At 67.2% G+C, this 24,911-nt stretch carries 20 protein-coding genes; 5 read left to right on the forward strand and 15 right to left on the reverse strand.

The window, feature by feature from the left end; translation table 11 throughout:
* Positions 1 to 40: 40 nt before the first annotated feature.
* Positions 41 to 1,558, forward strand: a complete 1,518-nt coding sequence (locus tag GGR25_RS12885) for a DHA2 family efflux MFS transporter permease subunit (protein WP_183399178.1) — start codon at positions 41 to 43, stop codon at positions 1,556 to 1,558.
* Positions 1,559 to 1,634: 76 nt separating this feature from the next.
* Here GGR25_RS12885 and chrA read toward each other — a convergent pair whose 3' ends face one another.
* From chrA to GGR25_RS12905, 4 genes are all read right to left on the reverse strand, one after another.
* The gene (gene chrA / locus GGR25_RS12890) at positions 1,635 to 2,873 is read right to left on the reverse strand and encodes a chromate efflux transporter (RefSeq protein ID WP_183399179.1); all 1,239 of its coding nucleotides are present in this window, start codon (positions 2,871 to 2,873) and stop codon (positions 1,635 to 1,637) included.
* Positions 2,870 to 3,811: an alpha/beta hydrolase family protein gene (locus tag GGR25_RS12895; RefSeq protein ID WP_183399180.1), complete on the reverse strand. Its 942-nt coding sequence runs from the start codon at positions 3,809 to 3,811 to the stop codon at positions 2,870 to 2,872. Before GGR25_RS12895 ends, chrA begins: the two co-directional genes overlap by 4 nt.
* 119 nt (positions 3,812 to 3,930) lie before the next feature.
* Entirely contained in the window at positions 3,931 to 7,074 is a 3,144-nt protein-coding gene (locus GGR25_RS12900) for an efflux RND transporter permease subunit (RefSeq protein WP_183399181.1), read from the reverse strand.
* Entirely contained in the window at positions 7,071 to 8,267 is a 1,197-nt protein-coding gene (locus GGR25_RS12905; RefSeq protein ID WP_183399182.1) for an efflux RND transporter periplasmic adaptor subunit, read from the reverse strand. The genes GGR25_RS12900 and GGR25_RS12905 overlap by 4 nt, the downstream gene beginning before the upstream one ends.
* Positions 8,268 to 8,452: 185 nt before the next feature.
* Here GGR25_RS12905 and GGR25_RS12910 point away from each other — a divergent pair, with 185 nt between their 5' ends.
* A complete protein-coding gene (locus GGR25_RS12910; RefSeq protein WP_183399183.1) occupies positions 8,453 to 9,067 on the forward strand; it encodes a TetR/AcrR family transcriptional regulator in 615 nt (204 codons plus the stop codon).
* A 35-nt stretch (positions 9,068 to 9,102) separates the two neighbouring features.
* Here GGR25_RS12910 and GGR25_RS12915 read toward each other — a convergent pair whose 3' ends face one another.
* The 4 genes from GGR25_RS12915 to GGR25_RS12930 form a co-directional block, all read right to left on the reverse strand.
* On the reverse strand, positions 9,103 to 9,606 hold the full coding sequence (locus tag GGR25_RS12915) for a GyrI-like domain-containing protein (RefSeq protein WP_183399184.1): 504 nt from the start codon (positions 9,604 to 9,606) through the stop codon (positions 9,103 to 9,105).
* 116 nt (positions 9,607 to 9,722) lie between these two features.
* Entirely contained in the window at positions 9,723 to 10,640 is a 918-nt protein-coding gene (locus tag GGR25_RS12920; RefSeq protein ID WP_183399185.1) for a DMT family transporter, read from the reverse strand.
* A gap of 85 nt (positions 10,641 to 10,725) precedes the next feature.
* Positions 10,726 to 11,232, reverse strand: a complete 507-nt coding sequence (locus GGR25_RS12925) for a MarR family winged helix-turn-helix transcriptional regulator (RefSeq protein ID WP_183399186.1) — start codon at positions 11,230 to 11,232, stop codon at positions 10,726 to 10,728.
* Positions 11,233 to 11,342: 110 nt separating this feature from the next.
* Positions 11,343 to 12,782, reverse strand: coding sequence for an outer membrane beta-barrel protein (locus GGR25_RS12930; protein ID WP_183399187.1), 1,440 nt, complete (start codon positions 12,780 to 12,782; stop codon positions 11,343 to 11,345).
* A 182-nt stretch (positions 12,783 to 12,964) separates the two neighbouring features.
* Between GGR25_RS12930 and GGR25_RS12935 the strand changes: the two genes are divergently transcribed.
* On the forward strand, positions 12,965 to 13,963 hold the full coding sequence (locus GGR25_RS12935; protein WP_183399188.1) for a KpsF/GutQ family sugar-phosphate isomerase: 999 nt from the start codon (positions 12,965 to 12,967) through the stop codon (positions 13,961 to 13,963).
* 59 nt (positions 13,964 to 14,022) lie between these two features.
* On the opposite strand, the gene GGR25_RS12940 is transcribed toward GGR25_RS12935, so the two are convergent.
* The gene (locus GGR25_RS12940; RefSeq protein ID WP_183399189.1) at positions 14,023 to 14,472 is read right to left on the reverse strand and encodes an NfeD family protein; all 450 of its coding nucleotides are present in this window, start codon (positions 14,470 to 14,472) and stop codon (positions 14,023 to 14,025) included.
* 614 nt (positions 14,473 to 15,086) lie between these two features.
* The gene (gene hemH, locus GGR25_RS12945) at positions 15,087 to 16,118 is read right to left on the reverse strand and encodes a ferrochelatase (protein ID WP_183399190.1); all 1,032 of its coding nucleotides are present in this window, start codon (positions 16,116 to 16,118) and stop codon (positions 15,087 to 15,089) included.
* A 145-nt stretch (positions 16,119 to 16,263) separates the two neighbouring features.
* Between hemH and GGR25_RS12950 the strand changes: the two genes are divergently transcribed.
* Together GGR25_RS12950 and GGR25_RS12955 are read left to right on the forward strand one after the other, a co-directional pair.
* Positions 16,264 to 17,766, forward strand: coding sequence for a bifunctional metallophosphatase/5'-nucleotidase (locus GGR25_RS12950; protein WP_183399191.1), 1,503 nt, complete (start codon positions 16,264 to 16,266; stop codon positions 17,764 to 17,766).
* A 101-nt stretch (positions 17,767 to 17,867) separates the two neighbouring features.
* Positions 17,868 to 18,674, forward strand: coding sequence for a gamma-glutamyl-gamma-aminobutyrate hydrolase family protein (locus GGR25_RS12955; protein WP_183399192.1), 807 nt, complete (start codon positions 17,868 to 17,870; stop codon positions 18,672 to 18,674).
* 6 nt (positions 18,675 to 18,680) lie between these two features.
* Here GGR25_RS12955 and GGR25_RS12960 read toward each other — a convergent pair whose 3' ends face one another.
* The 5 genes from GGR25_RS12960 to GGR25_RS12980 form a co-directional block, all read right to left on the reverse strand.
* Positions 18,681 to 19,703: a nickel/cobalt transporter gene (locus GGR25_RS12960; RefSeq protein WP_183399193.1), complete on the reverse strand. Its 1,023-nt coding sequence runs from the start codon at positions 19,701 to 19,703 to the stop codon at positions 18,681 to 18,683.
* On the reverse strand, positions 19,700 to 20,344 hold the full coding sequence (locus GGR25_RS12965; RefSeq protein WP_183399194.1) for a DUF1007 family protein: 645 nt from the start codon (positions 20,342 to 20,344) through the stop codon (positions 19,700 to 19,702). The genes GGR25_RS12960 and GGR25_RS12965 overlap by 4 nt, the downstream gene beginning before the upstream one ends.
* 64 nt (positions 20,345 to 20,408) lie before the next feature.
* Complete coding sequence (locus GGR25_RS12970; RefSeq protein ID WP_183399195.1) at positions 20,409 to 21,317, reverse strand: LysR family transcriptional regulator; 909 nt, start codon at positions 21,315 to 21,317, stop codon at positions 20,409 to 20,411.
* A gap of 88 nt (positions 21,318 to 21,405) precedes the next feature.
* Complete coding sequence (locus tag GGR25_RS12975) at positions 21,406 to 22,590, reverse strand: amidase (protein ID WP_183399196.1); 1,185 nt, start codon at positions 22,588 to 22,590, stop codon at positions 21,406 to 21,408.
* 108 nt (positions 22,591 to 22,698) lie between these two features.
* Entirely contained in the window at positions 22,699 to 24,288 is a 1,590-nt protein-coding gene (locus GGR25_RS12980) for a gamma-glutamyltransferase family protein (protein ID WP_380146741.1), read from the reverse strand.
* Between the last annotated feature and the right edge of the window lie 623 nt (positions 24,289 to 24,911).

The raw sequence follows: 24,911 nt of genomic DNA on the forward strand, positions 1-24,911 counted from the left end.
CGCGCGGTGACGCGGAGCCCGGGATCCAGGGTCCAGTCAGATGAACGCTCCTGCCGCCTTCAAGCCGGTCCCCTTCCGCGGGCTGATCACCGTCTCGATCATGCTCGCGACGATCATGCAGGTGCTCGACACCACGATCGCCAATGTCGCGCTGCCGTCCATGCAGGGCTCGCTGGGCGCGGCGCAGGACACGATCACCTGGGTGCTCACCTCCTACATCGTCGCCGCGGCGATCGCGACGCCGATCACGGGATGGGTGGCCGATCGCATCGGCATCAAGCGGCTGTTCCTCATCTCCGTCGCCGGCTTCACGCTCGCCTCGATGCTCTGCGGCCTTTCGCAGAGCCTGATGCAGATGGTCGGCTTCCGCATCCTGCAGGGCATCTTCGGCGCCGCGCTGGTGCCGCTGTCGCAATCGGTGCTGCTCTCCATCAACCCGAAAGAGAAGCACGGCCAGGCCATGGCGATGTGGGGCGCCGGCATCATGGTCGGCCCGATCATCGGACCGACACTCGGCGGCTGGCTGACCGATAGCTTCAACTGGCGCTGGGTGTTCTTCATCAATCTGCCGGTAGGCATCCTCGCCTTTGCCGGTATCTTCGCCTTCATGCGCGAAGGGCCTATCCGCGATCGCCGGTTCGATTTCTTCGGCTTCGCTTTTCTCTCGCTCGGCATCGGCGCCTTGCAGATGTTGCTCGACCGCGGCGAGCAGCTCGACTGGTTCTCCTCGCCCGAGGTCCTGATCGAGGCCGCGCTGACCGCGATCGGCTTCTGGGTCTTCACGATCCACATGGCGACATCGAAGCTCACCTTCATCGATCCGCACATCTTCAAGGATCGCAACTTCGTCACGGGACTCGTCTTCATCTTCATCATCGGCATCATCCTGCTCGCCACCATGGCGCTGCTGCCGCCGATGCTGCAGAACCTCTATGGCTATCCGGTCATCACCACCGGCATCATCCTGGCGCCGCGCGGCGTCGGGACCATGGCCGCGATGCTGCTGGTCGGGCGGCTGATGGGGAAGGTCGATCCGCGGCTGCTGATTCTGGTCGGTCTGTCGGCCACGAGCTGGTCGCTCTACGACATGACGACCTGGGCGCCGCAGATGGGCTCGGTCCCGTTCATGATCACCGGCGTCGTGCAGGGTTTCGGGCTCGGCTTCGTCTTCGTGCCGCTCTCCACCATCGCCTTCGCGACGCTGCCGCCGCACTGGCGCACCGACGCGGCGAGCCTCTTCTCGCTCGTGCGCAATCTCGGCTCCTCGATCGGCGTCTCGCTGGTCGCGACGTTGCTGGCGCAGAACACGCAGGTGAACCACCAGGTGCTGGCGGGCCATGTCACGCCGTTCAATCCGGCGATCCCGGCCGACGCGGCGATGGGCAATCTGGAGACGCTTGCCCAGATCAACAACGTCATCACCCGCGAGGCGGCGTTCATTGCCTATATCGACGACTTCAAGCTCATGATGTTCGTCACGCTGACGACCATCCCGCTGCTGCTCCTGCTGCGCTACCGCCCGCAAAAGGGCCCGGCCCAGCACGTCGCACTCGATTGAGCTCCCTTCGGCGCCACCAGCTCGCCCCGTGACGCAGTCCCTACCCGCGTCCTTCGGCGGCCGGTGGCGCCGATCCCTATCGCAGCAGATAGCCGGCGAGCGCCGCCAGCGGCACGACGATGAAGACCGGGACCCGGCCCGCGGTGATCAGCGCGTAGCAGAACACCGCGGCAGCGAGATCGCGCCCATTATGGACCGCCGTCACGAAGACGGGGTCATAGAGCGCCGCGCCGAGCAGGCCGACCACGGCGGCATTGACGCCCGCGAGCGCCTTGCGGCAGGCGGCGTTGGAGCGCAGGCGCAGCCAGAACGGCAGCACGCCCGTCACCAGCAGGAAGGCCGGCAGGAAGATCGCGAGCGTCGCGAGCAGCGCGCCGGAGATCGGGCCCGGCACCGCCGCGACGGCGCCGAGGAAGGCGGCAAGGGTGAACAGCGGCCCCGGCATCGCCTGAACCGCGCCATAGCCCGCCACGAAGGCTGCATCCGGAACGAGCCCCTTGTCGACCACGGCGCTCTGCAGCATGGGCAGCACGACATGGCCGCCGCCGAAGACCAGCGCGCCAGCGCGGTAGAATGCATCGGCGAGGACGAGTGCGGGCGTCGGTGCCAGATGCGCAGCGAGCGGCAGGCCGGCGAGCAGCAGGAAGAAGAGTGCCATGAGCACGGCGCCGGTCCTCCGCGTCACCGGCACGGCCGCGCCCTGGCGGACATGCGGCGGCGTTGCCGGATCGAGGCGCCAGCCGGCCAGGCCGCCGAGAACGAGGATCAGGATCTGGACGGCGCCGAGCGGAACGGCCAGCGCAAGGGCGGCGGCGGCGAGCGCGATTCCCGCATGCAGCCGGCCGCTCGCCAGCGACACGGCCATGCCGCGCACCGCCTCGGCGACGACGGCGAGCGCGACGATGGCGAGCGCGCCGATGACGCCGCGGTCGATCCCGGCGGATCCCGATGCCGCGACGGCGAGGCCGATCAGCGTCATGGCGAGCGCGGAGGGCGCTGTGAAGCCGATGAAGGCGGCGAGCGCGCCGGCAAAGCCGCCGCGCGAGAGGCCGATCGCCATGCCGAGCTGGCTCGAGGCGGGGCCGGGGAGGAACTGGCAGAGCGCGACGAGATCGGCGAAGGCCGGCTCGTCGAGCCATTTCAGCCGGGCGACGAAGCGCTCGCGGAAATAGCCGATATGGGCGACCGGGCCGCCGAAGGCGGTGAGGCCGAGGCGCAGGAACTCAAGGAAGATGCGCCCCGGCGTGACGGCGCCGGCGGGGACGGCAGCGCCGGGCGAACCCGGTGCGGCCGCCGGCCGCCGCGCGCGGCTCATTTTCCTTCGATGAAGGCGAGGCTCGCCGCCGCCATCAGGTCGACGGTCTGCGGGCCGGTGAAGGCGTCGAAAGCGTGGTCGGTCGGCAGCACCATCAGCCCCTCCGGGCCGTCGTGATAGGCGAGGAAGGATTCGCCCGCGAAGGGCTGCGGCGTCACGACGGTATCCTTGGTGCCGACGATGACCAGCAGCGGGCCGCTGTAATGCGAGATCGCAGCGACCGGATCGACCGTCACCAGCGACTGGAAGAAGCGGGCCTTGAGCTTGGTCGTGGCGCCCCAGGGCAGCTTGATCTCGATGACCGCGTCGGGATCGGCCGAGGCAATCGCCTTCTCGACGGCTTCGCTGCCGAGGAAATGGCTGAAATTGTAGAGCGCGTTGCTGGCCGGCGCCCACAGCGTCGCCGTGACGACCGGGCGTTCGGCCGCGACATGGGCGGCAACGAGGCCGCCGAGGCTCCAGCCCAGCACGTGGATCTTGGCCGGGTCGATATTCGTCTGGGTCTTCAGCCAGTCGAAGGCGGCGAGCGCATCGACGATCTCGCCCTGCGGGGTCATGTCCTCCCACTTGCCCGAGCTCTCGCCCGAGCCGGTGAAATCGATGCGGAGGCTCGCCAGGCCACGCGCGGCGAGGATATGCGCCGTGCGCGAGAACACGCCTTCCTTGGTGCCTTCGATCGGCAGTTCGTCACGCGATCCCGTGAAGCCGTGCAGCAGCAGCACGACGGGCGGCTTCTCGGCGCCCTTGGGCAGGGTGAGCGTGCCGACGATCGTCGCGTCGCCGCGCTTGATCTCGACGCGGCTCTCGACATAGTCGGCCGCAGGGCGCGCCAGAACCTCCGCCGCCGACGTCTTGAGCTTGTCCGTCACGTCCTCGGCCCGGGCAAAGCCCGCGACAGCGGCCAACAGCGCCGCCGAAAGAGCCAAACGCTTCAACATCCCGCATATCCCTCTGGTTCGACAATCGGCCCGCCGCTTCGCGGCCGGGCCAGGACACAGATCAAGAAAAAGGCCGGCGAAGCCGGCCTTTCTCATCGTCCTGCGATTGCTGCGCCGCGTCAATGCGCTGCGGCGGGCTCGGCGGTCGGCGCGGGGCCGGCCGGGGGCGGCGCATGCGGCGTGGCCGGCGCGCTGCCGTCCGTATGCTGCTTATGCTCGCTCGACAGCAGCGTGTAGAACATCGGCACCACGAAGAGCGTGAAGATCGTACCGATCGACATGCCCGAGGCGATGACGATACCCATCGCGAAGCGTGCCTTGGCGCCGGCGCCCACCGAGGTGATCAGCGGCACGACGCCGAACACCATGGCCGCCGTCGTCATCAGGATCGGACGCAGGCGCACCCGGGCGGCCTCGATGATCGCCTCGCGCTTGCCGAGACCGCGCAGCTCGCGCTGCTGGTTGGCGAACTCCACCATCAGGATGCCGTGCTTGGTGATCAGGCCGACCAGCGTGATCAGACCCACCTGGCTGTAGATGTTGATCGTTCCGCCCGATAGCGCCGGCACGAAATTGCCGAGCCGCGAGCAGACGTTCAGCACCGCCACCGCGCCGAAGATCGACAGCGGCACCGACATCATGATGATGAGCGGGTCGCGGAAGCTCTCGAACTGGGCGGCGAGCACCAGATAGATCACGACGATGGCGAGGCCGAACACGATGAGCAGCGTGTTGCCGGTCTCGATTTCCGTGCGCGACTGGCCGGCATATTCGAGGAAGAAGCCCTGCGGCATGACTTCCTTGGCGATCTGCTGCAGTTCAGCGAGGCCCTGGCCCGACGTGACACCGGGCACCGGCAGCGCGGAGAGCGTCGCCGAGTTGAGCTGGTTGAACTGCTCGATCGCCGGCGCAGAGCCGACCGTATCGATCGACACCACCGAGGACAGCGGCACCATGTCGCCGGATTGCGCCCGCACGAAGAAGGTGCCGAGGCTCTCCGGATTCATGCGGTACTTCTGCGGCACCTGCGTGATGATGTCGTAGGCGCGCGACTCCCGGTCGAACTTCGAGATGCCGTTCTCGCCCACGAGCAGCGTCAGCGTGTTGCCGATATCCGCGACGGAAACACCGAGCGCGGCGGCACGGGCACGATCGATCGTGACGTTGACCTTCGGCGTGTCGAAGGACAGCGAGTTCTGCACGATGATGAACTTGCCCGAGCCCATGGCACGGCCGAGGATCGTCTCAGCGACCTGATAGACGCGGTCGGCAGCGGCGGTCGACTGGATCACGATCTGGATCGGCAGGCCGCCGCCGGTGCCCGGCAGCGAGGGGACGCCAAACACGAAGGACTGAACGCCGGCCACCTGGTTGAGCAGCCCCTGCACCTCCTGCTGGATCTCGGCCTGGGTCCGCGTACGCTGGCTCCAGGGCTTGAGCACGAGGCCGGAGAAGGCCGAGTTGGCGGAGCCCGATCCGGAGATCGAGAACAGCGCGTCACGCTCGGGGATATCCTTCGTCTTCTGCGCGATCTGGTCCACGTAATGCTGCGTGTAGTCGACCGTCGCATATTGCGGCGCATTGACGACCGCAAACATCGCGCCCTGATCTTCCTCGGGCGCCAGCTCCGACTTGGTGCTGGTGAAGAGGTAGACGAGCGTGCCGAGGATCACGGCCACCATCAGCAAGGTGATCGGGCGCACCTTCAGCGAGCCGTCGAGACGGCGCGCATACCAGTTGCCGAACCGCTCGAAGATGCGATCGACGAAGTGCTGCAGCTTGCCGCCGCCCGGCTTCAGGATGCGCGCCGCCATCATCGGGGAGACGGTGACGGCGACGAAGCCGGACAGGATCACGGCGCCGGCCAGCGTCAGCGAGAACTCCCGGAAGAGCGCTCCGGTGACGCCCTGCGTGAAGGCGATTGGCGCATAGACCGCGGCGAGCGTGATCGTCATCGAGACCACGGCGCCGAAGATCTCGCGCATGCCAACGATCGCCGCCTCCATCGGGGCGAGACCTTCCTCGATATGGCGATGGATATTCTCCACCACGACGATGGCGTCGTCGACGACGAGGCCGATCGCCAGCACCATCGCGAGGAGCGTCAGTGTGTTCAGCGAGTAGCCGAGCGCCCAGAGGATGAAGCAGACGCCGATCAGCGACAGCGGGATCGTCACGATCGGGATGATGACCGACCGGAACGAGCCGAGGAACAGCAGGATCACCACGACGACGATTGCCGCGGCCTCGAGGATCGTGTGCAGCACCTCCTCGATCGAGGCACTGATCGCCTCAGTCGAGTCGTAGACGAGCACGATATCCATGCCGGCCGGGAGCGACGACTGGATGAGCGGAAGCTCAGCCCTGACGCCCGCCGAGACGTCGAGCGGGTTGGCCGACGGCGTCTGGTAGATGCCGAGGAACACGCCCTCCTCGCCGTTGAAGCGCACCCGCGTGTCGTTGGACGCTGCGGCGAGCTCGATCCGGGCAATGTCGTGCAGGCGGACGACTTCGTCGCCATTGGCACGGACGGGCAGCTCGCCGAACGTGTCCGGATCCTGCAGCGTCGTCTTCGCCTCGATCGAATAGGCGTAGTACTCGTTCTTGGTCTTGCCGGGCGCCGAGAGGAAGTTGGAGCCCTGGATGGCCGCCAGCACCTCGGTCGCGGTGACCTTGCGGGCCGCCATGGCGGTCGGGTCGAGCCAGACGCGCATGGCGAATTCCTGAGCGCCCAGCACCTCGGCATTGGCAACGCCGTTGACGGTGGCGAAACGCGGCTGGATCACGCGGATCAGGTAGTCCGTGAGCTGCTGCGTGTTCATCGTCTTCGAGCGCGCCGCCAGATACATGAGCGCGAAGGTGAAGCCCGTGCCCTTCTGGATGACGGGGTCCTTGGCCTCGGTCGGAAGGTCGCCGCGGACCTGCTGCACCTTGGCAATGACCTCGGTCAGCGCCTTGTCGGGATCGGTGTTGAGGCGCATGTAGACCGAGACGGTCGACAGGCCGAGTGCCGACTTCGACGTCACATAGTCGACGCCTTCGGCTGACGAGACCGACTTGGTGATGGTCGAGGTGATGAACCCCTGGATGACGTCCGCGCTCGCGCCCGGATACGCCGTGGTGATCGTGATCACCGTCTCGTCGACCTTCGGATACTGCCGGATCGACATGTTGAGGATGCCCTGCGCGCCGAGCAGCAGGATCAGGAGGCTGACGACGGTCGTGAGGACCGGTCGGCGAATGAAGATTTCCGAGAAATTCATGGCGTGACGGAGCCCGCCTTCTCAACCGCGCCCATCGGCGGGGTGCCCGAGGGATCGATCGCCACGGGGCTGCCGGGCGAAAGCTTGTTCTGGCCGGAGGTGACGATCATGTCGCCCGCCTTGACGCCGTCGAGCAGCTCGATCCAGCCATCCGAGCGCCGGCCGGTCTTCACGAAGACCTGCTTGGCGACGAGGTCCGGAGCGGCGCCGGCTGCGGGAGCCGGGGCGGCGGCACCTTCGGCCGGCTTCTCGCCCTCCTTGGCGGCGGGTGGCGGCGGTGCCTTGTCGACGACATAGACATAGGTGCCATAGAGGCTGATCGTCACCGCCGTCTGCGGAACGGCGAGGATGTTCGGCTCGGCCGGCAGCTGCACGCGGACATGGATGAACTGACCCGGACGCAGCGTGCCGTCGGCATTGGCGACGCGCGCCTGCACGGTCACGAGGCGCGAGGCGGGGTCGATCTTGGGATCGATGCCGGTGATCTCGCCGGTGAAGTTCAGATTGTTCTCGTCGAGGCCGAACTTGGCCGGCTGGCCGATCTTGAGCGAGGCGAGGCGCTGCTCGGGCACGGTGAAGTTGACCTTCATCGTATCGAGATCCTGCAGCGTCGCGACGATCGTGCCAGGCTGGACGTACTGGCCGACATCGATCTTCGGAATACCGATCGTGCCGGCGAAGGGCGCCTTGATCGCCTTCTGGTCGACGGTCGCCTCGATCTGCTGCAACTGGCCCTTGGCCTTGTCGAGATTGTTCTGGGCGTCCTGCAGCGACGCGATCGTGCCGACCTTGCGGTCGAGCAGCTGCTGCGCGCGGTCGAGCGCATCCTGGCCGACGGACACGGATGTCTTGGCGGAGAGCAGGCCGGCGCGGTCGACGGCGTCGTCGATTTGCACCAGGAGCTGGCCTTCCTTCACGCGGTCATTGGCCTTGAACAGGATCTGCTTGACGATGCCGCCCGCCTGGACCGCAATGTCGACGCCCTGGAAAGCGGCGACCGTGCCGACGGCTTCGATGCCGGGCTCCCAGGTCGTCGGCTTCAGTTCCTCTGCCGAGATCGTGACGACCGGCTGCTTCATATTGGCGAAGAACTGCGCCGTCGCCTTGTCGAAGAAGACGTTCATGAAGATCAGCAGGCCGCAGAGGGCAGCCACGAGGACGAGAAAGATCGTGGCGATTATGGTCCGCTTCATGGGGGCAGTTCCGTTCTGGCACTCCGACCGCCGGAGGGCGCTTTCGCTGGCTCGGACGCAAGGGAGGGCACGGCGTCCTTGATCGAGCAGCGGGAATTAGTGTACCGTCCGGACGGTACTGTCAATGTGCTGCGTTGCAGCGTTCCGAAATTGGTCGGGCTTGATGACCAAACGGCAACGGTAGGATGCACGAAATCACGAGCGAGAAGCGCACGGCCTCCCGAGGCAAGGGAGAGCGGAAGAACGCGCGCCAGCGCATCCTCGATGCGGCGCTCGCCGTGGCCCACGACGTGGGGCCGGCCCATCTGTCCCTCGACGCCGTCGCCGAGCGGGCCGGCATCTCCAAGGGCGGCCTGCTCTATCATTTCCCGACCAAGCAGGCGCTGCTGCAGGCGATCGTTGAAAGCCATCTCGCGGCAATCGAGACGGCGGCCGGCATCTCGGCCGAGGCGCCGCCGCAGGACGGCAACGCGATCGCGATCGGCCTCCTTCGCTCCTATTGCACTGCATCGCCGCGCAAGGCCGGAGGCGCCCAAGGGTTTCTCGCCGCCATCGCCGAGACGCCGAGCCTGCTCGACCCGATCCGGGCCCACAATGTGCGCATCGTCGATTGCCTGCGCAAGGCGCCCGAGGCGGACCTCGCCTTGATTTCCTTCCTGGTCGTGGAAGGCATGCGCAGCCTCGAACTGTTCGACTCGAACCCGCTCAGCCGCGGCGAATGCGAGTCGATCCTGATGCGGCTCAAGGATCGGCTCGAAGCCAATGGTCTGGAGCGTGCCGCCGGAACGATTCCGTCCTAGATCTGGCGGGCCGTTTCGCGAAACGCTGCATGGCGCTAGCCCTGATCGGCCAGCCGGATCGCGAGCTCCGTTTCCCATTTCGACGGGTCCGGTTCGGCCTTCGGGTCGGTGTGATAGATCTCGAAACGCCCGCCGAAGACATCGCTCGTTCCTTCGACATGCTGATCGAAAAGCAGGCCGCGCTGCCTGGCAAAGCCGATCATGACGGTGTTGACGTCGTAGAGGTCGTCATAGGGGCCGAAATAGGTGACGCTCGCATAGCGCCCGCCGGGGATGGTGCCGGCGACGAGCACCTCGTCCGGCGCGATGGGCTCCGCCACGGCCACGCCGAAGTCGATCTCCAGATCGGCATCCATGTCGATCGCCAGATAGCGGAAGAACAGCGGTCCGGCCGGCGTGATGCCGCGCTCGCCGAGCCGGCGAAAGAGGGCCTCGATGCGGCCGGGCGCGATCTCGTCGATGGTCTTCATGGTCACGAGCGCGCGGATCGCCGCATAGGGCTGCGCCGGGCGGTCGATATATTTCGGCAGGGTCAGCAAGTGTTCCTCCCAGGAAGCGGTCGTCGGCGCGGGGCCGACATTGATTTAGCTGATCGGTTAATTAACGATCAGGTTAATCATGGGCCGGCGCTTGTCAAGCGGTTGAAGGCCGCGGCTCAGGCGTCGTCGAGCGTGCTGGTGACGTGGGTCGGGCCGCGGCGGCTCTCGCGATAGAGCAGGTAGAGGCCGCTCGCGACGATGATCGCGGTTCCGGCCAGCGTGCGCGGCGAAGGCGTATCGCCGAAGACCAGATAGCCGAGGATGATCATCCAGATGATCTGCGTATACATGAACGGCGCCAGCACCGGCGCCGGTGCGAGCTTGTGCGCCGCGATCACGCACCAATGGCCGAAAAGCCCGCAGAAACCGGTCATGAACAGGCAGAAGACGACGATCATGTTCGGCGGCGCGACGGTGACCGGTACGGCCACCGGCGCCAGAGCGATCGCCGGGACGACGGCCGAGAGCAGCAGCATGGAGGCGCTGGTCTCCGTTCCCGACAGGAGGCGCGTCAGGAGGATATAGAATGCGTAGGAAACCGTTCCCGTGAGCGAAAGCAGCACGGCCGGTTTCACATCGCCGAAGCCCGGCATGGTGATGACGAGAACGCCGACGAAGCCGACGGCGATCGACGCCCAGCGATGCGGTCCCGCCCATTCGCCGAGCACCGGCCCCGCCAGCGCCGCGATCAGGAAGGGGCCGGAGAAGCCGATCGATACGGTCTGGTCGAGCTGCAGGCTTTGCAGCGCCCAGAAATTGAAGATCGTCGAGCCGACCAGGCAGAAGCTGCGCACCACCTGGAGGAAGAGGCGATTGGTCCGGTACGGCGCCCAGTCACGCCACGGCCGCAAGATGGCGAGGGCCAGGGCGACATGGACGAGGAAGCGGACCCAGGCGACTTCGAGAGCCGGCAGATAGCGCCCCGCATATTTCGCCGACGCATCGAGGCAGGCGAAGGCCAGCATCGTGCAGCAGTAGATCGCGATGCCGCGCAGGCGATGCGCGGGGTTCGCGGCCAGAGGCGGGGGAGGCATCGAAGCTCCGGGGAAGGGGCGGTCCGGCGCGCTGCGTCCGGCGGGGTATCATCGCCCGCCAGTCAACCAGATCGGCGGCGGCGCCTCAAGCGGCCGGCACCGCGGCAATCTCGACGTCCTCGGCCTCGGGCTCGTCCTCGGGCTGGTCGTCCGCGCTCTCATGCGAGGCGGTGAGGTTGCGCTCGATCTGGCGGAGAAGCTTGCGCAGCCGCTTCACGTCCTTCTCGTCGATGCCGGCGAGCGCCTCTTTTTCCAGCCGCTTCCAGCCGCGATCGACATCGGCGATCGTATCGCGGCCCTGTTCGGTGAGGAAGACATGCGCCTGCCGGCCGTCGCCCTTGGAGGCGCGGCGCTCGACATAGCCCTGTGCCGCCAGCCGGCTCACCATCTTGGTGACCGTGGGTGGCTGGACTGCCAGCGTCTGGGCCAGCTGGCTCATCGTCAGTCCGTCCTGCTCGGCCAGCGCCTTGAGGACGCTTTCCTGGCCCGGATGCAGTCCGATCCGGATCAGATGGCCGCCGGACCGGCCGCGCGCGGCGCGGGCCGTCTGGGCGAGGCGAAAGGTGATGGTTTTGCGATGGTTAAACGCCATGATGCCTTCCCATAACGGAAGATCGTGTCGGGTTGATGACACGGCAAAGGATCATAGCACCATGCAAGTTTCCCGCCGGATCCGACCTGATCCGCGCTCGTCGCGGCGCGTCAGCGCTGGAGCCGCAGGCCGATCGTCGCCGTGGTCGTCGGATAGTCGCCGCCCGGCGCGGCGCTCGCATAATATTCCTGCGCCAGCCGTCCCACGATCCAGGCCGTGCGGTTGAGCTTCCACGTCGCGCCGATGCCGGCTTCGTAAGTGATGTTCGAGAGGTCGGTGCCGATATAGTGCTGCCGCTGCCAGCCGATATCGCCTTCGATGGTGAAGTTCTCGCGGATGTAGCGCTGCGCCGACAAAGCAAGATCGTAGACCAGCGTGCTCGAGGCCGTCAGGTCGTCCGCCGGGTCGATGGAGGTCGATGCGACGAAATTGATCTGCGTCAGCGGCGAGGGCGACCAGACCAACGAGGCGTCGATCGTCGGCGCGTCGAAGGACGGATAGGCCGCGTCGACATAATTCTCGCGATGCCAGCCGAGCGCGATCTCGCCCTTGAGCACCGGGTCGGCGGAATATTGCAGGCCGCCGCGGATCGTGATGCCGTTACTATCGCGGCCGTAGCCGAAAGCGTCGATCGGCTGCGCGAAGGTGCGACCCGTCAGCTGCGTCTCGACGAACGGCGCGATGGCCGGTGTCGCCTGATAGCCGACGCGCACCGCGCCGCTGACGAGGGTGTTGTCGCGATAGGACTGGTCGATGACCTGCCCGGCGAGCGTCGCCGCCTCATAGCCGGTATAGGTCGCCGTGCCGCGCAACTCGACCAGCACGCGGCCGAACGAGCCGTCGAGCGTGGCGCCGCCGTCGAAGGTGTTCACGCCCGACGGGTTGTTCGCGTCAATCGGATAGCCGAGGACGGTGATCGCGTCCTTTTGATAGTCGTAGTCCGCCTTCAGCCGCAGCGCCCAGTCATCCGGCAGGTCGATCCGGCCATTGGCTTCGACATACAGCGTCGGATCGGCCGCCACGCTCGTGTCGGTGTAATAATTGTAAGCGCCCTTGAGGCGGAAGCCGAGTTGGTGCTCGGACCAGTCCGACTGGAGGCTCACATCGGGCGCGACCGCCAGGACGCCGGAGGGCCCGCCTGTCGGCGAGCCGGCGGCATTGCTGGTGTAGCCCGTGCGGAACTCGATCGCCGGACGCAGGATGAAGGCGCCGAGGCGGATGCCGAGCGGCTCATAGTCACTGCCGTCCGGGGCGCTGGACCGCTTGCGCTGCGCCGGGCCCTCCGCCGCCTCGTCTGTGATGGGTGCCTGCGGCGCGGCGCGCTGCGGCTTCCCGTCCTCGCTCTCGGTTGGGGCGGTGCCGACACTCGTTCCGGGCCCCGAATCGATGGCAACCGGCGCGCCGGGATCTGTGCCGCGCAATTGCGAGAAATCGTCCTGCGTATCGAACCAGATCGGCGGCGCCTCAGCCTCCTGCGCCCGGGCAGCCGACCCCGTGCCGAGCGCGACGAGGAGCGCGGCTAGGGCGTGGAGCCGGAGCAGGGGGCGCATTGCGCGTTCCGTCTTCCGTTGGCGAGGCGACCCGGCAGGCGGGACCATTTGGTTGCCGAATCGTAAACACAGATGGTTAAGAGAACCTTCCCGCGCCCCGGCCCCGGCCGTCGTCGCATTTCCTGCGCCACGTCACGGCCATCGTGTTAAAAGCCGGCGGTGGAAACCAAGTGGAGCCGGACATGAAGAGTTCGGTGCGGCCCTTCCCGGCCGACGACATCGACGCCATCGAATCGGGCCGGCGGACGCTGGCCAGCGAACGCGCGGGCCTGGACGTCCTGTCCGAGGCGCTCTCGGGCGAACTCGGGCGCAGCTTCGTCGCCGTGGTCGACATGATCCGCACGACGCGTGGCCGCGTCATCGTCACCGGCGTCGGCAAGAGCGGGCATGTCGGCGTCAAGATCGCCGCGACGCTGGCCTCGACCGGAACGCCAGCCTTCTTCGTCCATGCCGCCGAGGCGAGCCATGGCGACCTCGGCATGGTGACGCGCGACGACGTGATCCTCGCCATTTCCTGGTCGGGCGAGACGGGCGAACTCAAGGCCGTCGTCGAATATGCCGGCCGCTTCCGCATTCCCTTCGTGGCCATGACGTCGATCCCCACGAGCTCGCTCGCCCGCCAGGCGAACCATGTGCTGCTGATGCCGCGCGCTGAAGAGGCCTGCCCGCATGGCCTGGCGCCGACGACTTCGGCCGTCATGCAACTGGCGCTCGGCGACGCGCTGGCGATCGCGCTGCTCGAATCGCGCGGTTTCTCGGCCCAGGATTTCCGCCTGTTTCATCCCGGCGGCAGCCTCGGCGCCAGCCTCCATTTCGTCCGTGAGGTCATGCATCAGGGCGATGCGATGCCGCTGATCGCGCTCGGCGAGGCGATGGACCGCGCCTTGGCCGTGATGACGGAGAAGTCCCTCGGCTGCGTCGGCGTCCTGGATGGCGACGGCCGCATTGTCGGCATCATCACCGATGGCGACCTCCGCCGTCACTTCGGCCCGGATCTTCTCGGGAGGCCGGTCGAGGCGGTGATGACGCGCAATCCCAAGACCATCCCGCCGGACATGCTGGTCGGCTCGGCGATCGAGCTCCTCAACCGCACCGCGATCACGGCCTTCTTCGTGGTCGAGGACGGGCGGCCGGTCGGCATCCTGCACGTCCACGACCTGCTGCGCCTCGGCGTCGCCTGACGCGCAGGCCGTTCAGCCATTCCGCGAGGCCTCGAACGGGCCTGGCGATCGGTCCCGGGTCAGTCCTGGGGCGGCTTGACGGTCAGGAGCGTGCCATCATGGCCGGTGACCTGGACCAGGGTCCCGGCCGGCTGGTCGGGCCCGGCGACGCCCCATGTGAAATCATCGACACGAATGCGCCCGACGCCGTTGATGATCGGCTCGGACAGGGGATAGACATGGCCGCGGAGGCGGCGGGAGCGGTCGTTGAGGCGCAGCGGGTCGCCGCGGATCTCACGCAGGACGAGAATGCGGCGCGCCACATAGACCAGGACCAGGGCAAGAAAGGCATAGACCGCGAACTGCGCCTGCAGCGGCAGCGGGAGCACGAGAGCGATCAGCCCCACGAACACCGCCGCGACGCCCAGCCATCCGACCACGCCGTCCGCGAGGATCAGGCCGAGGAGCACGAGGGCGATACCGACGATGATCCAGTGCCAACCGTCCCAGCTCCAGACCACATCCCACATCAAGACCGTACCCCTGCATCCGCGCGCAATCTCGCGGGAACGAACCGACCACGCGCCGATGCGACATCTGCGCTGCCATCGCGACGGATCACCGCCCCATCGGAGATCGCCGGCCCCGGCCTCCGCCACCCGCACCGGGCAGACCGGGACATGGCGATGCTGGACATCAACTCGGCCCAGCCTGCTGCGTTCCGGCCGATCCGATTGCGCCGCCGAGGATCGAGGCTTCGAAGCCGCGCTTCGTCTAGCACCAGCGCCACCGGCGTTCCACTGATTCCGGCCGGGCGCGCCGCTCTATTCTGCATACCGAAGGGCAGGGGGGCGCGCTCACGGCCCGAAGCGTTCTCGTCCCGTCGGGCGACGATCAGATACAATGTCCCGGCGTTCAGCTGGCAAGGTCGCTTGATCGAATAGTTCGTGGAGGCTTCCGGTGCCAATGGAACGGAGCGCTCATCCCTTGCAAGGATCGTCATCGCCAGCCTGTCAGTCGGAATAGACAGGGCCGGTGCACCGAATTCATCCCGATAATCTCAAGCACTCCAGCAAGAAGCTTGGAAGGATTAAGCGTCTCGCTGAAGAGTTGCAACCGCAATTTGAGCCGGGAGGGCGGTGCCTCAGATCCAGCCGGAGAGCTCGCGGCGGGCGAGGTGCTCCAGGAGGACGATGCCCTCCGGACTGTCGTTCAGGCAGGGGAGGGCCGCAAACTTCTCGCCGCCATGCTCATGGAAGATCTCGGCATTCTGCATGCCGATCTCCTCCAGCGTCTCGACGCAATCGGCCGCGAAGCCGGGGGAGGCGACGGCGAGGCGGCGCATACCGCCCTTGGCGAGCGCGGCGACGGTCTCGTCGGTATAGGGCTTCAGCCACTCCGCCTTGCCGAACCGCGACTGGAAGGTGAGCCGCAGCCGGTCCGCGCTCCAGCCCAGGCGCTCGCGCAGCAGGCGGGTCGTCTTCTGGCAGTGGCAGTGATAGGGGTCGCCCTTCAGGAAATAGGATTTCGGCAGGCCGTGGAACGAGGCCAGCACGCATTCCGGCTCGAAATCCAGCGCGGCGACCGAGCGCTCGATCGAGCGGGCGAGCGCGTCGATATAGACGGGATCGTCGTGATAGGGCGGCAGCGTCCTGAGCGCCGGCTGCCAGCGCATCTTCTGCAGCGTCTCGAAGGCCTTGTCGTTCACCGTCGCCGTGGTCGCCGCGGAATATTGCGGATAGAGCGGCATGATCAGGATGCGCTCGCAGCCGGCCGCCTTGAGCGCCTCGATCCGCTCGCCGATCGCCGGTGTGCCGTAGCGCATCGCCCAGTCGACGACGACATCGCCGGCGAAGGCCGGGGCGAGCTTCTCCGCCTGGGCACGGGTGATGGTCCGCAGCGGCGACTCATTGCGCTCGGTATTCCAGATCGACGCATAGGCATGGCCCGAGCGCTTCGGCCGGGTGGTCAGGATCACGAGATTGAGCAGCGGCCACCAGAGGTGGCGCGGCAGCTCGATGACGCGCCGGTCGGAGAGAAATTCCTTCAGATATCGCCGCATCGACCAATAGTCGGTCGCGTCCGGTGTACCGAGATTGACGAGCAGGACGCCCACCTTGCCGAAGGCGACGGGCGGGTGGCCGGGCGGGAGCGCGCTGGCGGGAGTGTGGTTCATTTGAATCTATCTAGCGCCCGATCGCCCCCGCGCGAAGGGCCAATCGGTGCGTTGCGGCAAAGGCGTGAAGCGCGCGTCGCAAACTCGCGCTAAGCTCGCGAGCAAGAGGCCCTGAGGCCGGGGCCGATCGAACGGAGATCATGCCATGTCCGCCCGAATCCGACTTCGGCTGAGCGTCCTTGCGCTCGCATCCCTGCTGTCGACCGCCGCGCTCGCCGAGACGGTCACGCTGCGCTTCGTCCAGACCAACGACATTGATCGCATGCAGGAAGAGAAGGGCCGCGGCGGTTTCGCGCGCCTTGCCGCCGTCATTGGCGCGGAGCGCGCCGAGGGTCCGACCTTCTTCGTCCATTCCGGCGATACGCTGTCGCCCTCGCTGCTGTCCGGCATCGACAAGGGCGCCCATATCATCGACATCCTCAATCAGATGGGCGTCGATGCCATGACGCCGGGCAATCACGAGTTCGACTTCGGCAAGGACAATTTCCACGATCGGATCGCCGAGGCGAAGTTCCCTGTTCTCACCTCCAACATGCGCGAGGCGGATGGAAGCCAGCCGCCGGGCACGCTGGATGAGCGGATCGTCGACGTCGACGGCATCAAGATCGCCTTCTACGGCCTGACGACGGAGGATACGCCGATCGTCTCCAGCCCCGGCGACATGGTGTTCAAGTCGTCGATCGAGACCGCCAAGGCCAAGGCGAAGGCGCTGCGCGAAGCTGGCGCCGATCTCGTGGTGGCGGTCGTGCACACGCCGCTGCCGGTCGATATCGCCCTCGTCCGCGCCCACGCCGCCGATCTCGTCTTCTCCGGCCATGACGAGCATCTGATGACCTTCTATGACGGCAAGACCGTTCTCACGGAATCGGGCTCGCAGGCCGACGATATCGTCGTGACCCGCGTCACGGTCGACAAGGAGGTGAAGGACGGCAAGACGCGCGTGACCTGGCGTCCGGCCTTCGACATCGTCGACAGCGCCACCGTTACGCCCGATCCGAAGATCGCGGCGGTCGTGAAGGCGTATCAGGACAAGCTCGACGCGGCGCTGAAGGTCGATATCGGCACCACCACCACGCCGCTCGACAGCCGCCGGGCCACGGTGCGCGGGGAGGAGGCGGCTATCGGCGATCTCTTCGCCGATGCGATGCGCGCTGCTGTCGGCGCCGATGTCGCGATCACCAATGGCGGCGGCATCCGGGCGGACCGCGAATATCCGGCCGGCACCGTGCTGACGCGCGCCGACATCTTTGCCGAGCTGCCCTTCGGCAACAAGACGGTGAAGCTCTCGGTGACGGGCGAGCAGCTCCGCGCCGCGCTGGTGAACGGCTTCAGCCAGGCCGATCAGGGCGCCGGCCGCTTCCCGCAGGTCTCGGGCCTCACGGTCGATGTCGATCTTGCGAAGCCGCCGCGCGAACGCGTCCTCGCCGTCAAAGTCGGCGACAAGCCGCTCGACCTGTCGGCGACCTATACGCTCGCGACCAATGACTTCATGGCCAATGGCGGCGACGGCTATGCGGTGCTGCGCGAGGCCGGGCAATTGATCGGCCCGATCGACGCTCAGCTGATGGCGAGCCAGGTCATCGATTATATCACGGCGAAGAAGACGATCGCCCCGACGGTCGAGGGCCGGATCAGGCCGGCGCCATAAGGCGCCGCACCGCGCGGGGCGGGTCTTTTCTTGCTCCCGCGCGGCGCCTTTCGTGACGCTGTTCTCTCGCCAAGACGCTCCATCCGGTATAATTCAGGGCCATGATCGCAGCCGCTCCCACCGCCGGTGCCGCCGGCCATCGCCCCCCGATCGTCGCCGTCAGCGCCGATGTCCGTGATGCGGACGGATATCGCTGGCATGCGGCCCCCGAGACCTATCTGAAGGCCGTGACCATCGGCCTCGGCGGCATCCCGCTGATCGTGCCCTCGCTCGGCGACGTGCTCGATTTCGACGCTTTGCTCCAGCGCGTCGACGGCGTGCTGCTGACCGGCGCCCGCTCGAACGTCTTCCCCGAATTCTATGGCGAGACGCCTGATCCGGTGGCCGAGCCCTATGACATCGCGCGCGACCAGACGACGCTGCCGCTGATCCGCGCGGCGATCCGCCATGGCGTGCCGCTGCTGGCGATCTGCCGCGGCTTCCAGGAACTCAACGTCGCGCTGGGCGGCACGCTCGTGCCGGAGGTCCACAAGGTGCCCGGCCGCGTCGACCACCGCTCGCCGGAATCGACCGACCAGAGCGAGCGCTTCGCCATCCGCCAGGACGTGGTCGTGGCGACGGGCAGTTGCCTCGGCCGCATCCTCGGCGACGGCGTGATCCGCGTGAACTCGCTCCACCGTCAGGCGGTGCTGCGCCTCGCCGATGGCCTCTCCATCGAGGCGGTCGCGCCTGACGGAACCATCGAGGCGGTCAGCGTCACCGATGCGGCGGGATTTGCCGTCGGCGTCCAGTGGCATCCGGAATTCTGGGTGGCGACCGACGCGCCCTCGGGCCGTCTCTTCCGCGCCTTCGGCGAGGCGATGCGCGAGCGCATGGCCCGCACGCCGGGCCTCGCTGCGGCCGAATAGCGCCGGTCAGGCGGCGGCGATGGCGCCGCCCAGCATCACCAGACCGAAGAGCAGGATGCCCGCCGACGCGGCAAGCTCGAGGCCGCGCAGGATGCGCAGCCGGCCATTCGAACCTTCGGCCGAGAAACGCAGCGCCAGATCCTTCGCCTTGACGGCCATGGTCGCCAGCGCTGCGACCGTGACGCCGGTGCCGAGCGCCATCATCAGAACCGACAGGATGCCGGCCCAATAGAGCCGCTGCGAGATCGCGAAAACGAGCACGATGATCGCGCCCGAGCAGGGCCGGATGCCGACCGCGAGGATCGCCGCGAGCGCATTGCGAAAGGTCAGCGGTCCGGTCAGCGTCGACGGGTCCGGCGTGTGGGCATGGCCGCAATCGCAGGAGAACGATGTGGACGAGACCGCGGCCGTGCTCATGGCGCCATTGGTCGAGAAGCTGAGATTGTGGATGCAATGGGCATCATGGACATGCACGGGCGCGCCGGCGCCGGCCGTCCGCCGTTCCACAGGCTTCAGCCGCGACCACAGCAGCCAGAGGCCGCAGAGCGCCACCATCGCGTAGCTCGCGATCTCCAGCGCGTCGGTCGCGCGTGTCATCGTCACCGCGGTCACGTTCAGGACCAGCGTGCCGATGCTGACGACGACGATCGCCGTCAGCGCCTGCACGAAGGCGGAGGCGAAGGAGATCGCGATGCCGCGTTTCAGCGTGTCGCCGCTCGCCAGCAGATAGGACGAGATCACCGCCTTGCCATGGCCGGGGCCGACGGCGTGGAAGACGCCATAGGCGAAGGAGATCGCGACCAGGATCAGCGCGGCGTGGCCGCTCTCGGTCAGGAGCTTCAGCGCTGCGGTGAGCTGGTGATAGAAGGCGGCCTGCTGCGCGGCGACCCAGATGAAGAAGCCCTTGAACGGCCCCGCCCAGGCGACGGAGCCGGAGCCGTCCGGCGTCGCTATGCCGAACGGGCTGCTCGCGGCGAAGGCGAGGCCGGGGATCGCCATGAGGGCGAGCGCAGCCGGCAGGCGTCTCATGAGCATTTCACCGTGATGAGGCTCGCAAGGCTCGATGCCGCATCGGCGAGCTCCGGCGGCAGGTCGCGCTGATCCATCGGGATCGCGGCGAGCTGCGCCATGGTCGCGTCGTCGAGTTCATGCGGCGGACGGTAGGTCGCCTGACAATTGGCGGGCGCACCGGCGAGATGGATCGTATGGTCCTTCACGAAATTGAAGGCGACGAAATATTCGGGGTCGAACACCTCGAGCGTCGTGGTCAGCCCCGGTGCCGTCGGCGTCTTGAGCGGCAGCGTATAGAACAGCGTCAGGCGGCCATCGTGGAAGTCCAGCCAGTATTCGCTCGGGAACTTCACCGGGACGTGCTTGCCGTTCACCTTGAGCAAGGTGAAGTAGTTGTAATCCTTGAGTGAATCCACATTGACCTTGGCGAGGGGCTGCAGCTCCTCATCCGAGAGCTTGCCGTCGCCATTGGCGTCGAGGCCCTGGATCGCGAAGGCGGTGAACGCCTCGTCGAACTGCCAGATATGGCGGATCGCCGTCATCCGGCCCTGCTCGTCGAAAACGATTTCTTCCTTGGCATCCACGAAGACGTGGGGATGCGCCGAGGCGAGGCCGGTGGCCGCGATCAGCATGAGGAGCGCGAAGCCTATTCGGAGCATTCACGGTCGCCTATCGTTTGGGGAATTATCAGATCGCGCAGAACTGCGGCCGGATCGTGTCAGCTCAGCAGGCGCCGCCGGGGGGAGTGTTCGTCTCGAACCATTTGACGAGAAAGTCGATGAAGGCCCGCACCTTGCCGGAGAGATGGCGCCGGTGCGGATAGACCGCGTGGATCGCGACGCTCGCCGGCTCATAGGCCTCGAGCACGGCGACGAGCCGTCCGTTGCGCAGATCGTCCTTCACGACGAGATAGGGCACGATCACGAAGCCGAGGCCGGCCAGTCCGGCGAGGCGGGCGGCGTTCGGGCTGTTCACCTCGACGCGGCCCTTGACGCCCACGGCGACGCGCTCGCCATCGACCATGAAGGGCCAGTTGCTGCGATAGCCGACATTGGTGTCGATGATGCAGGGCTTGCTGGAGAGGTCGGACGGCACCTCCGGCAGGCCATAGCGTTCGATGACCTCGGGGCTGGCGCAGATCATGATGCGGAAGGCGGCGAGACGGCGCGCGATCAGGCTCGAATCGGTCAGCGAGGTGATTCGGATCGCGACGTCGAAGCCCTCGTCGACGAGGTCGACGAACCGGTCTTCGAGGTGGAGTTCCAGCGTGATGCCAGGCTCGCTCACCACGAAGTCCATGATGGCGCGGCCGAGTTCGCCGTCGCCGAAGGTCCGGGGCGCGCTGACCTTGAGGCGGCCACGCGCCGCCGCATGAGCGTCGCCGACGGAGTTCTGCAGATCGTCGATGCGCTGCAGGATTTCCGTCGCGTCGCGCGCATAGGTCTGGCCGACCTCGGTGAGCGACAGCGTCCGCGTCGTGCGGTTCAGCAGGCGCGCGCCGAGCTCGTCCTCGAGCTCGCGCACATATTTCGAGATGAGCGCCTTCGAGCGGCCCATCTTGCGCGCCGCGGCCGAGAAGCCTCCGGCTTCGACCACTTCGACGAAAGTCCGCATGCGGGTGAGCGTGTCCATCCGCGCGATACTATAGCGTGCCGGAGATGATGGAAGTCCTCGTCTTGCTTGCAGGGCCGCGATCGTGCCGCAACATCCCGCCGGCGGCTCAGCCGGCGAGAATCCGCCGGGCGATGTCGATCAGCGCCTTGTCGCGGCCGGCGGGCGCCACCAGCGAGACGCCGAGCGGGCAGCCATCCATGTCGGCGATCGGCAGGCTGATCTGGGGCAATCCCGAAAGGCCGGACGAGCAGAGCATCGAAAGGGCGCGGTTGCGATAGGATTCGAGGTCGTCGCTGGGGAGATTGCGCAGCGGCGCGATGCTCGGCGTCGTCGGAATGGCGAGCACCGTATCGTCGCCGAGCAGGCCGGTGAGCCGCTCGCGCACATGGCTGCGGCGCTGCCCGGCGGCCGCGTAGTCCTCGGCGGTGACGCGGCTCGCCCATTCGAAGCGCTCGCGCACGCCCGGGCCGAAGACCGGGTTGTTGGCCGTGATCCAGGCGCCGTTCGCCTGCCAGGCTTCATAGGCCTGCATGGTGCGGAAGATCATGCGCCAGGCGGCGAGGCCGTCATCGGACACCATCACGGCGCCGGCCGGCTCCAGATGCGCCGCGATCCGCGGGCTGGCGCTGCGCACGGCCGCTTCCTCGATGTCGCCGAGCAGCAGGGCGTGAATGTCGTCGCCGACGATGAAGCGCGTCAGCGGCGGACCGCCGGCATCCTCGCCGAGCAGCACGTCGCCGACCCGGGCGAAGGTGTCGATATCGCGCGCGAACCAGCCGACCGTGTCGAATGTCTCGGCGAGCGGCAGCACGCCGGAAATGTCGATCCGCCCATGCGTCGGGCGAAGCCCGATCAGCCCGTTATAGGAGGCGGGCGCCCGGACGGAGCCGCCCGTATCGGTGCCGAGCGCGAAATCCACCAGGCCCGCCGAGGTCGCCGCCGCCGAGCCGGACGACGAGCCGCCGGGAATGCGCCCGGGCGCGCGCACATTGATCGGCGTGCCGTAGTGGAAGTTCTCGCCATTCATCGAATAGGCGAACTCGTCCGTGTGCGTCTTGCCGACGAAGCGCGCGCCGGCATCGAGCAGCTTCTGGACCGCCGGCGCATTCTCCGTCTTGATCGAGCTTTGCTGGCGAAACAGCGGATGACCGCCGCCGGTCGGATAGCCGACGACGTCGTAGAGATCCTTCACGGCGAGGGTCAGCCCCGCGAGGGGACCGGACGATGCAGCCGTGACCTCCACGGCCGGATAATCGACGAAGGCGTTGACGGGATCGCTGGTGAGAAGCATGGGCTCGCAAGGGCTGGGGAAGGCCGATCGGCTCGGCCGATGCGGCGTGGGACAGGCTCCCTCAGTACATAGCCCGTTCTTTCATCCAATGCCAAAAAAACTGCCGCTTCAGGCGGCAATCGCCGCGCCGTCGGAGCGTGGGTCCGTCGCGCCGAGGATGCGCCCGTCGGGTCGCCGGACGAGAGCGCCGGCATGGCCCATCAGGTCCGCATGGCTGGCATCGAGGACCTCGACATCGTGCCCCGCCCGTTCGAGCGCCAGGACGAGATCGGGATCGAAGCGGTTCTCGAGGCGCAGATTGGTGTGGTCCGAACCCCAGGTCCGTCCGAGCAGCCAGCGCGGCGCATCGACGGCCCGGGCCAGGTCCATGCCGAAGCGGGCATAGCGGGTGAAGACTGCGGCCTGCGTTTGCGGCTGCCCTTCGCCGCCCATCGTGCCGTAGCTCATGAAGCGGCCGTCGTCGAACGAGGCCATGGCCGGGTTCAGCGTGTGGAAGGGCTTGCGGCCGGGGTGGAGCGGATTGCGCGCCTTGGGATCGAGCGAGAAGGACGAGCCGCGATTCTGCCAGGTGATGCCGGTGCGCGGCAGCACCACGCCCGAGCCGAATTCCCAGAACACCGACTGGATATAGGAGACGGCCATGCCGTTCGCGTCGATCGCGCCGAGCCAGACCGTGTCGCCCTTCAGCGCGACCTGCGGCCAGGGCGCCGCCCGGCGCATGTCGACGGCGCCTGCCTCGCGGTCGAGCACGGCATTGGAGAGATGGACCGAAAGATCGCCGGCGATGATCGGATCGGTCACATGCGCATCGCGGATGAGGAAGGCGCGCTTGGTCGCCTCGACCAGACCGTGCACATGCTCGAAGCTCTCGCCGCGCTTGACGCCGAGGCGCTCGAACACGCCGAGGATGATCAGCGAGGCGACGCCCTGCGTGGGCGGCGGGGCGTTGAACAGTTCGACGTCGCTGAGGCGGACCGACAGCGGCTGGCGGAAGCGCGGCTCATGACGCGCCAGATCCTCGCGCGTCACCGGGCTGCCGATCCGCTCGAGGTCGTCAGCGATCGTGGCAGCCACGTCGCCGCGATAGAAATCGTCGAAGCCGGCATGGGCGAGGTGATCCAGGGTCTCGGCGAGCCGCTCCTGCCGGATGATCGTGCCGACCTCCGGCACCTGGCCATCGACGAGGAAGGCCTCGGCGAAGCCCGGCGCGGCGTTGAGTGCCTCGAAATGCTCGCGCGTCAGCCGCGTCTGCGAGCGCGTGACGGCAATGCCGGACCGCGCATGGGCGATCGCATTGGCGAGCAGCGTCTGCCGGTCGAGCCGGCCGCCGACGCTCTGCGCGTATTCATAGGCGAGCTGCCAGCCCGAGACGGCTCCGGCGACGGTGAGCGCCGCGTCGGGGCCGCGCGTCGGGATGCGGTCATAGCCCTTCTCGCGATAGGCGGCGATCGTCGCCTTCGAGCCGGCCGAGCCGCAGCCCTTGATATAGCGCGGCGGACGGCCGGGCTCCCGCACCAGCCAGAAGCCGTCTCCGCCGATGCTGTTCATGTGCGGATAGACCACGGCGATCGTCGCGGCCGTCGCGATCATCGCCTCGATGGCGTTGCCGCCGGCCCGCAGCACCTCGGCGCCCGCCTCCGCCGCCGCAAAATGCGGCGCCACCACCATGCCCTTTTCGCCGACGACCGTCTCGCTCACATCCGCCTCCTGAAAGCTGGCTTCTGCTTAGGCGAATCGCGGGGGCGCCGGAAGGGCGAATCAAGGCCTGCCGCCTATCTGCGCAGCTTCTGCCCAAGCCTGCGGCAGGGGGCCGAAGATGTCATTTTCGTCACCGGAACATCACATTTCCTGCGCCTTTGCGGCGACTTTCCGGCCCTGGGCGGTGTTGCCGGACCCCCGGCGCGGATTTTTCGGGGCGAATGCAAAAAGTCGCTTGAATCAGGGGTGCGTTCGGCATACCTACCGCTTGCCCAATTATCGCACGTGCCTGTGGTTGCGTGCCGACCGGTGGGGCTTCGGACAAGAGGCCGAAGCGACGCCCATGTGGATCCCGAAAGGGCCACGAGGAGTCCGGGGAAGTCCCGGAAAGGTCGGCAGCCGGAAAGCGAACCGGTGAACTCCGTCTCCGCGGAGGACGCGACTTGAAGCAACGACGTAGCGGGCTTTTTTGGTCTCTACCGGCTCTCCAAAGGCCGGGGTTACTGAAGAGGCACTACATCCTTGCCGGGCGTGCGGATCGGGTTCCCCGTTCCAAGCGAAGGCGGCGCACACGATATCGCAACCGCGAGATCGAGGCGACTGTCACCCGCGAAAGCAGCCGG

The organism is Kaistia hirudinis, from assembly GCF_014196455.1.
In the GTDB taxonomy this organism is placed as follows: Bacteria; Pseudomonadota; Alphaproteobacteria; order Rhizobiales; family Kaistiaceae; genus Kaistia; species Kaistia hirudinis.

What these genes read in the sequence shown, in the direction of transcription:
- GGR25_RS12885 (WP_183399178.1), top strand. Translation starts at nt 41, where the DNA reads ATGAACGCTCCTGCCGCCTTCAAGCCGGTCCCCTTCCGCGGGCTGATC.
- chrA (WP_183399179.1), bottom strand. Translation starts at nt 2,873, where the DNA reads ATGAGCCGCGCGCGGCGGCCGGCGGCCGCACCGGGTTCGCCCGGCGCT.
- GGR25_RS12895 (WP_183399180.1), bottom strand. Translation starts at nt 3,811, where the DNA reads ATGTTGAAGCGTTTGGCTCTTTCGGCGGCGCTGTTGGCCGCTGTCGCG.
- GGR25_RS12900 (WP_183399181.1), bottom strand. Translation starts at nt 7,074, where the DNA reads ATGAATTTCTCGGAAATCTTCATTCGCCGACCGGTCCTCACGACCGTC.
- GGR25_RS12905 (WP_183399182.1), bottom strand. Translation starts at nt 8,267, where the DNA reads ATGAAGCGGACCATAATCGCCACGATCTTTCTCGTCCTCGTGGCTGCC.
- GGR25_RS12910 (WP_183399183.1), top strand. Translation starts at nt 8,453, where the DNA reads ATGCACGAAATCACGAGCGAGAAGCGCACGGCCTCCCGAGGCAAGGGA.
- GGR25_RS12920 (WP_183399185.1), bottom strand. Translation starts at nt 10,640, where the DNA reads ATGCCTCCCCCGCCTCTGGCCGCGAACCCCGCGCATCGCCTGCGCGGC.
- GGR25_RS12925 (WP_183399186.1), bottom strand. Translation starts at nt 11,232, where the DNA reads ATGGCGTTTAACCATCGCAAAACCATCACCTTTCGCCTCGCCCAGACG.
- GGR25_RS12930 (WP_183399187.1), bottom strand. Translation starts at nt 12,782, where the DNA reads ATGCGCCCCCTGCTCCGGCTCCACGCCCTAGCCGCGCTCCTCGTCGCG.
- GGR25_RS12935 (WP_183399188.1), top strand. Translation starts at nt 12,965, where the DNA reads ATGAAGAGTTCGGTGCGGCCCTTCCCGGCCGACGACATCGACGCCATC.
- GGR25_RS12940 (WP_183399189.1), bottom strand. Translation starts at nt 14,472, where the DNA reads ATGTGGGATGTGGTCTGGAGCTGGGACGGTTGGCACTGGATCATCGTC.
- hemH (WP_183399190.1), bottom strand. Translation starts at nt 16,118, where the DNA reads ATGAACCACACTCCCGCCAGCGCGCTCCCGCCCGGCCACCCGCCCGTC.
- GGR25_RS12950 (WP_183399191.1), top strand. Translation starts at nt 16,264, where the DNA reads ATGTCCGCCCGAATCCGACTTCGGCTGAGCGTCCTTGCGCTCGCATCC.
- GGR25_RS12955 (WP_183399192.1), top strand. Translation starts at nt 17,868, where the DNA reads ATGATCGCAGCCGCTCCCACCGCCGGTGCCGCCGGCCATCGCCCCCCG.
- GGR25_RS12960 (WP_183399193.1), bottom strand. Translation starts at nt 19,703, where the DNA reads ATGAGACGCCTGCCGGCTGCGCTCGCCCTCATGGCGATCCCCGGCCTC.
- GGR25_RS12965 (WP_183399194.1), bottom strand. Translation starts at nt 20,344, where the DNA reads ATGCTCCGAATAGGCTTCGCGCTCCTCATGCTGATCGCGGCCACCGGC.
- GGR25_RS12970 (WP_183399195.1), bottom strand. Translation starts at nt 21,317, where the DNA reads ATGGACACGCTCACCCGCATGCGGACTTTCGTCGAAGTGGTCGAAGCC.
- GGR25_RS12975 (WP_183399196.1), bottom strand. Translation starts at nt 22,590, where the DNA reads ATGCTTCTCACCAGCGATCCCGTCAACGCCTTCGTCGATTATCCGGCC.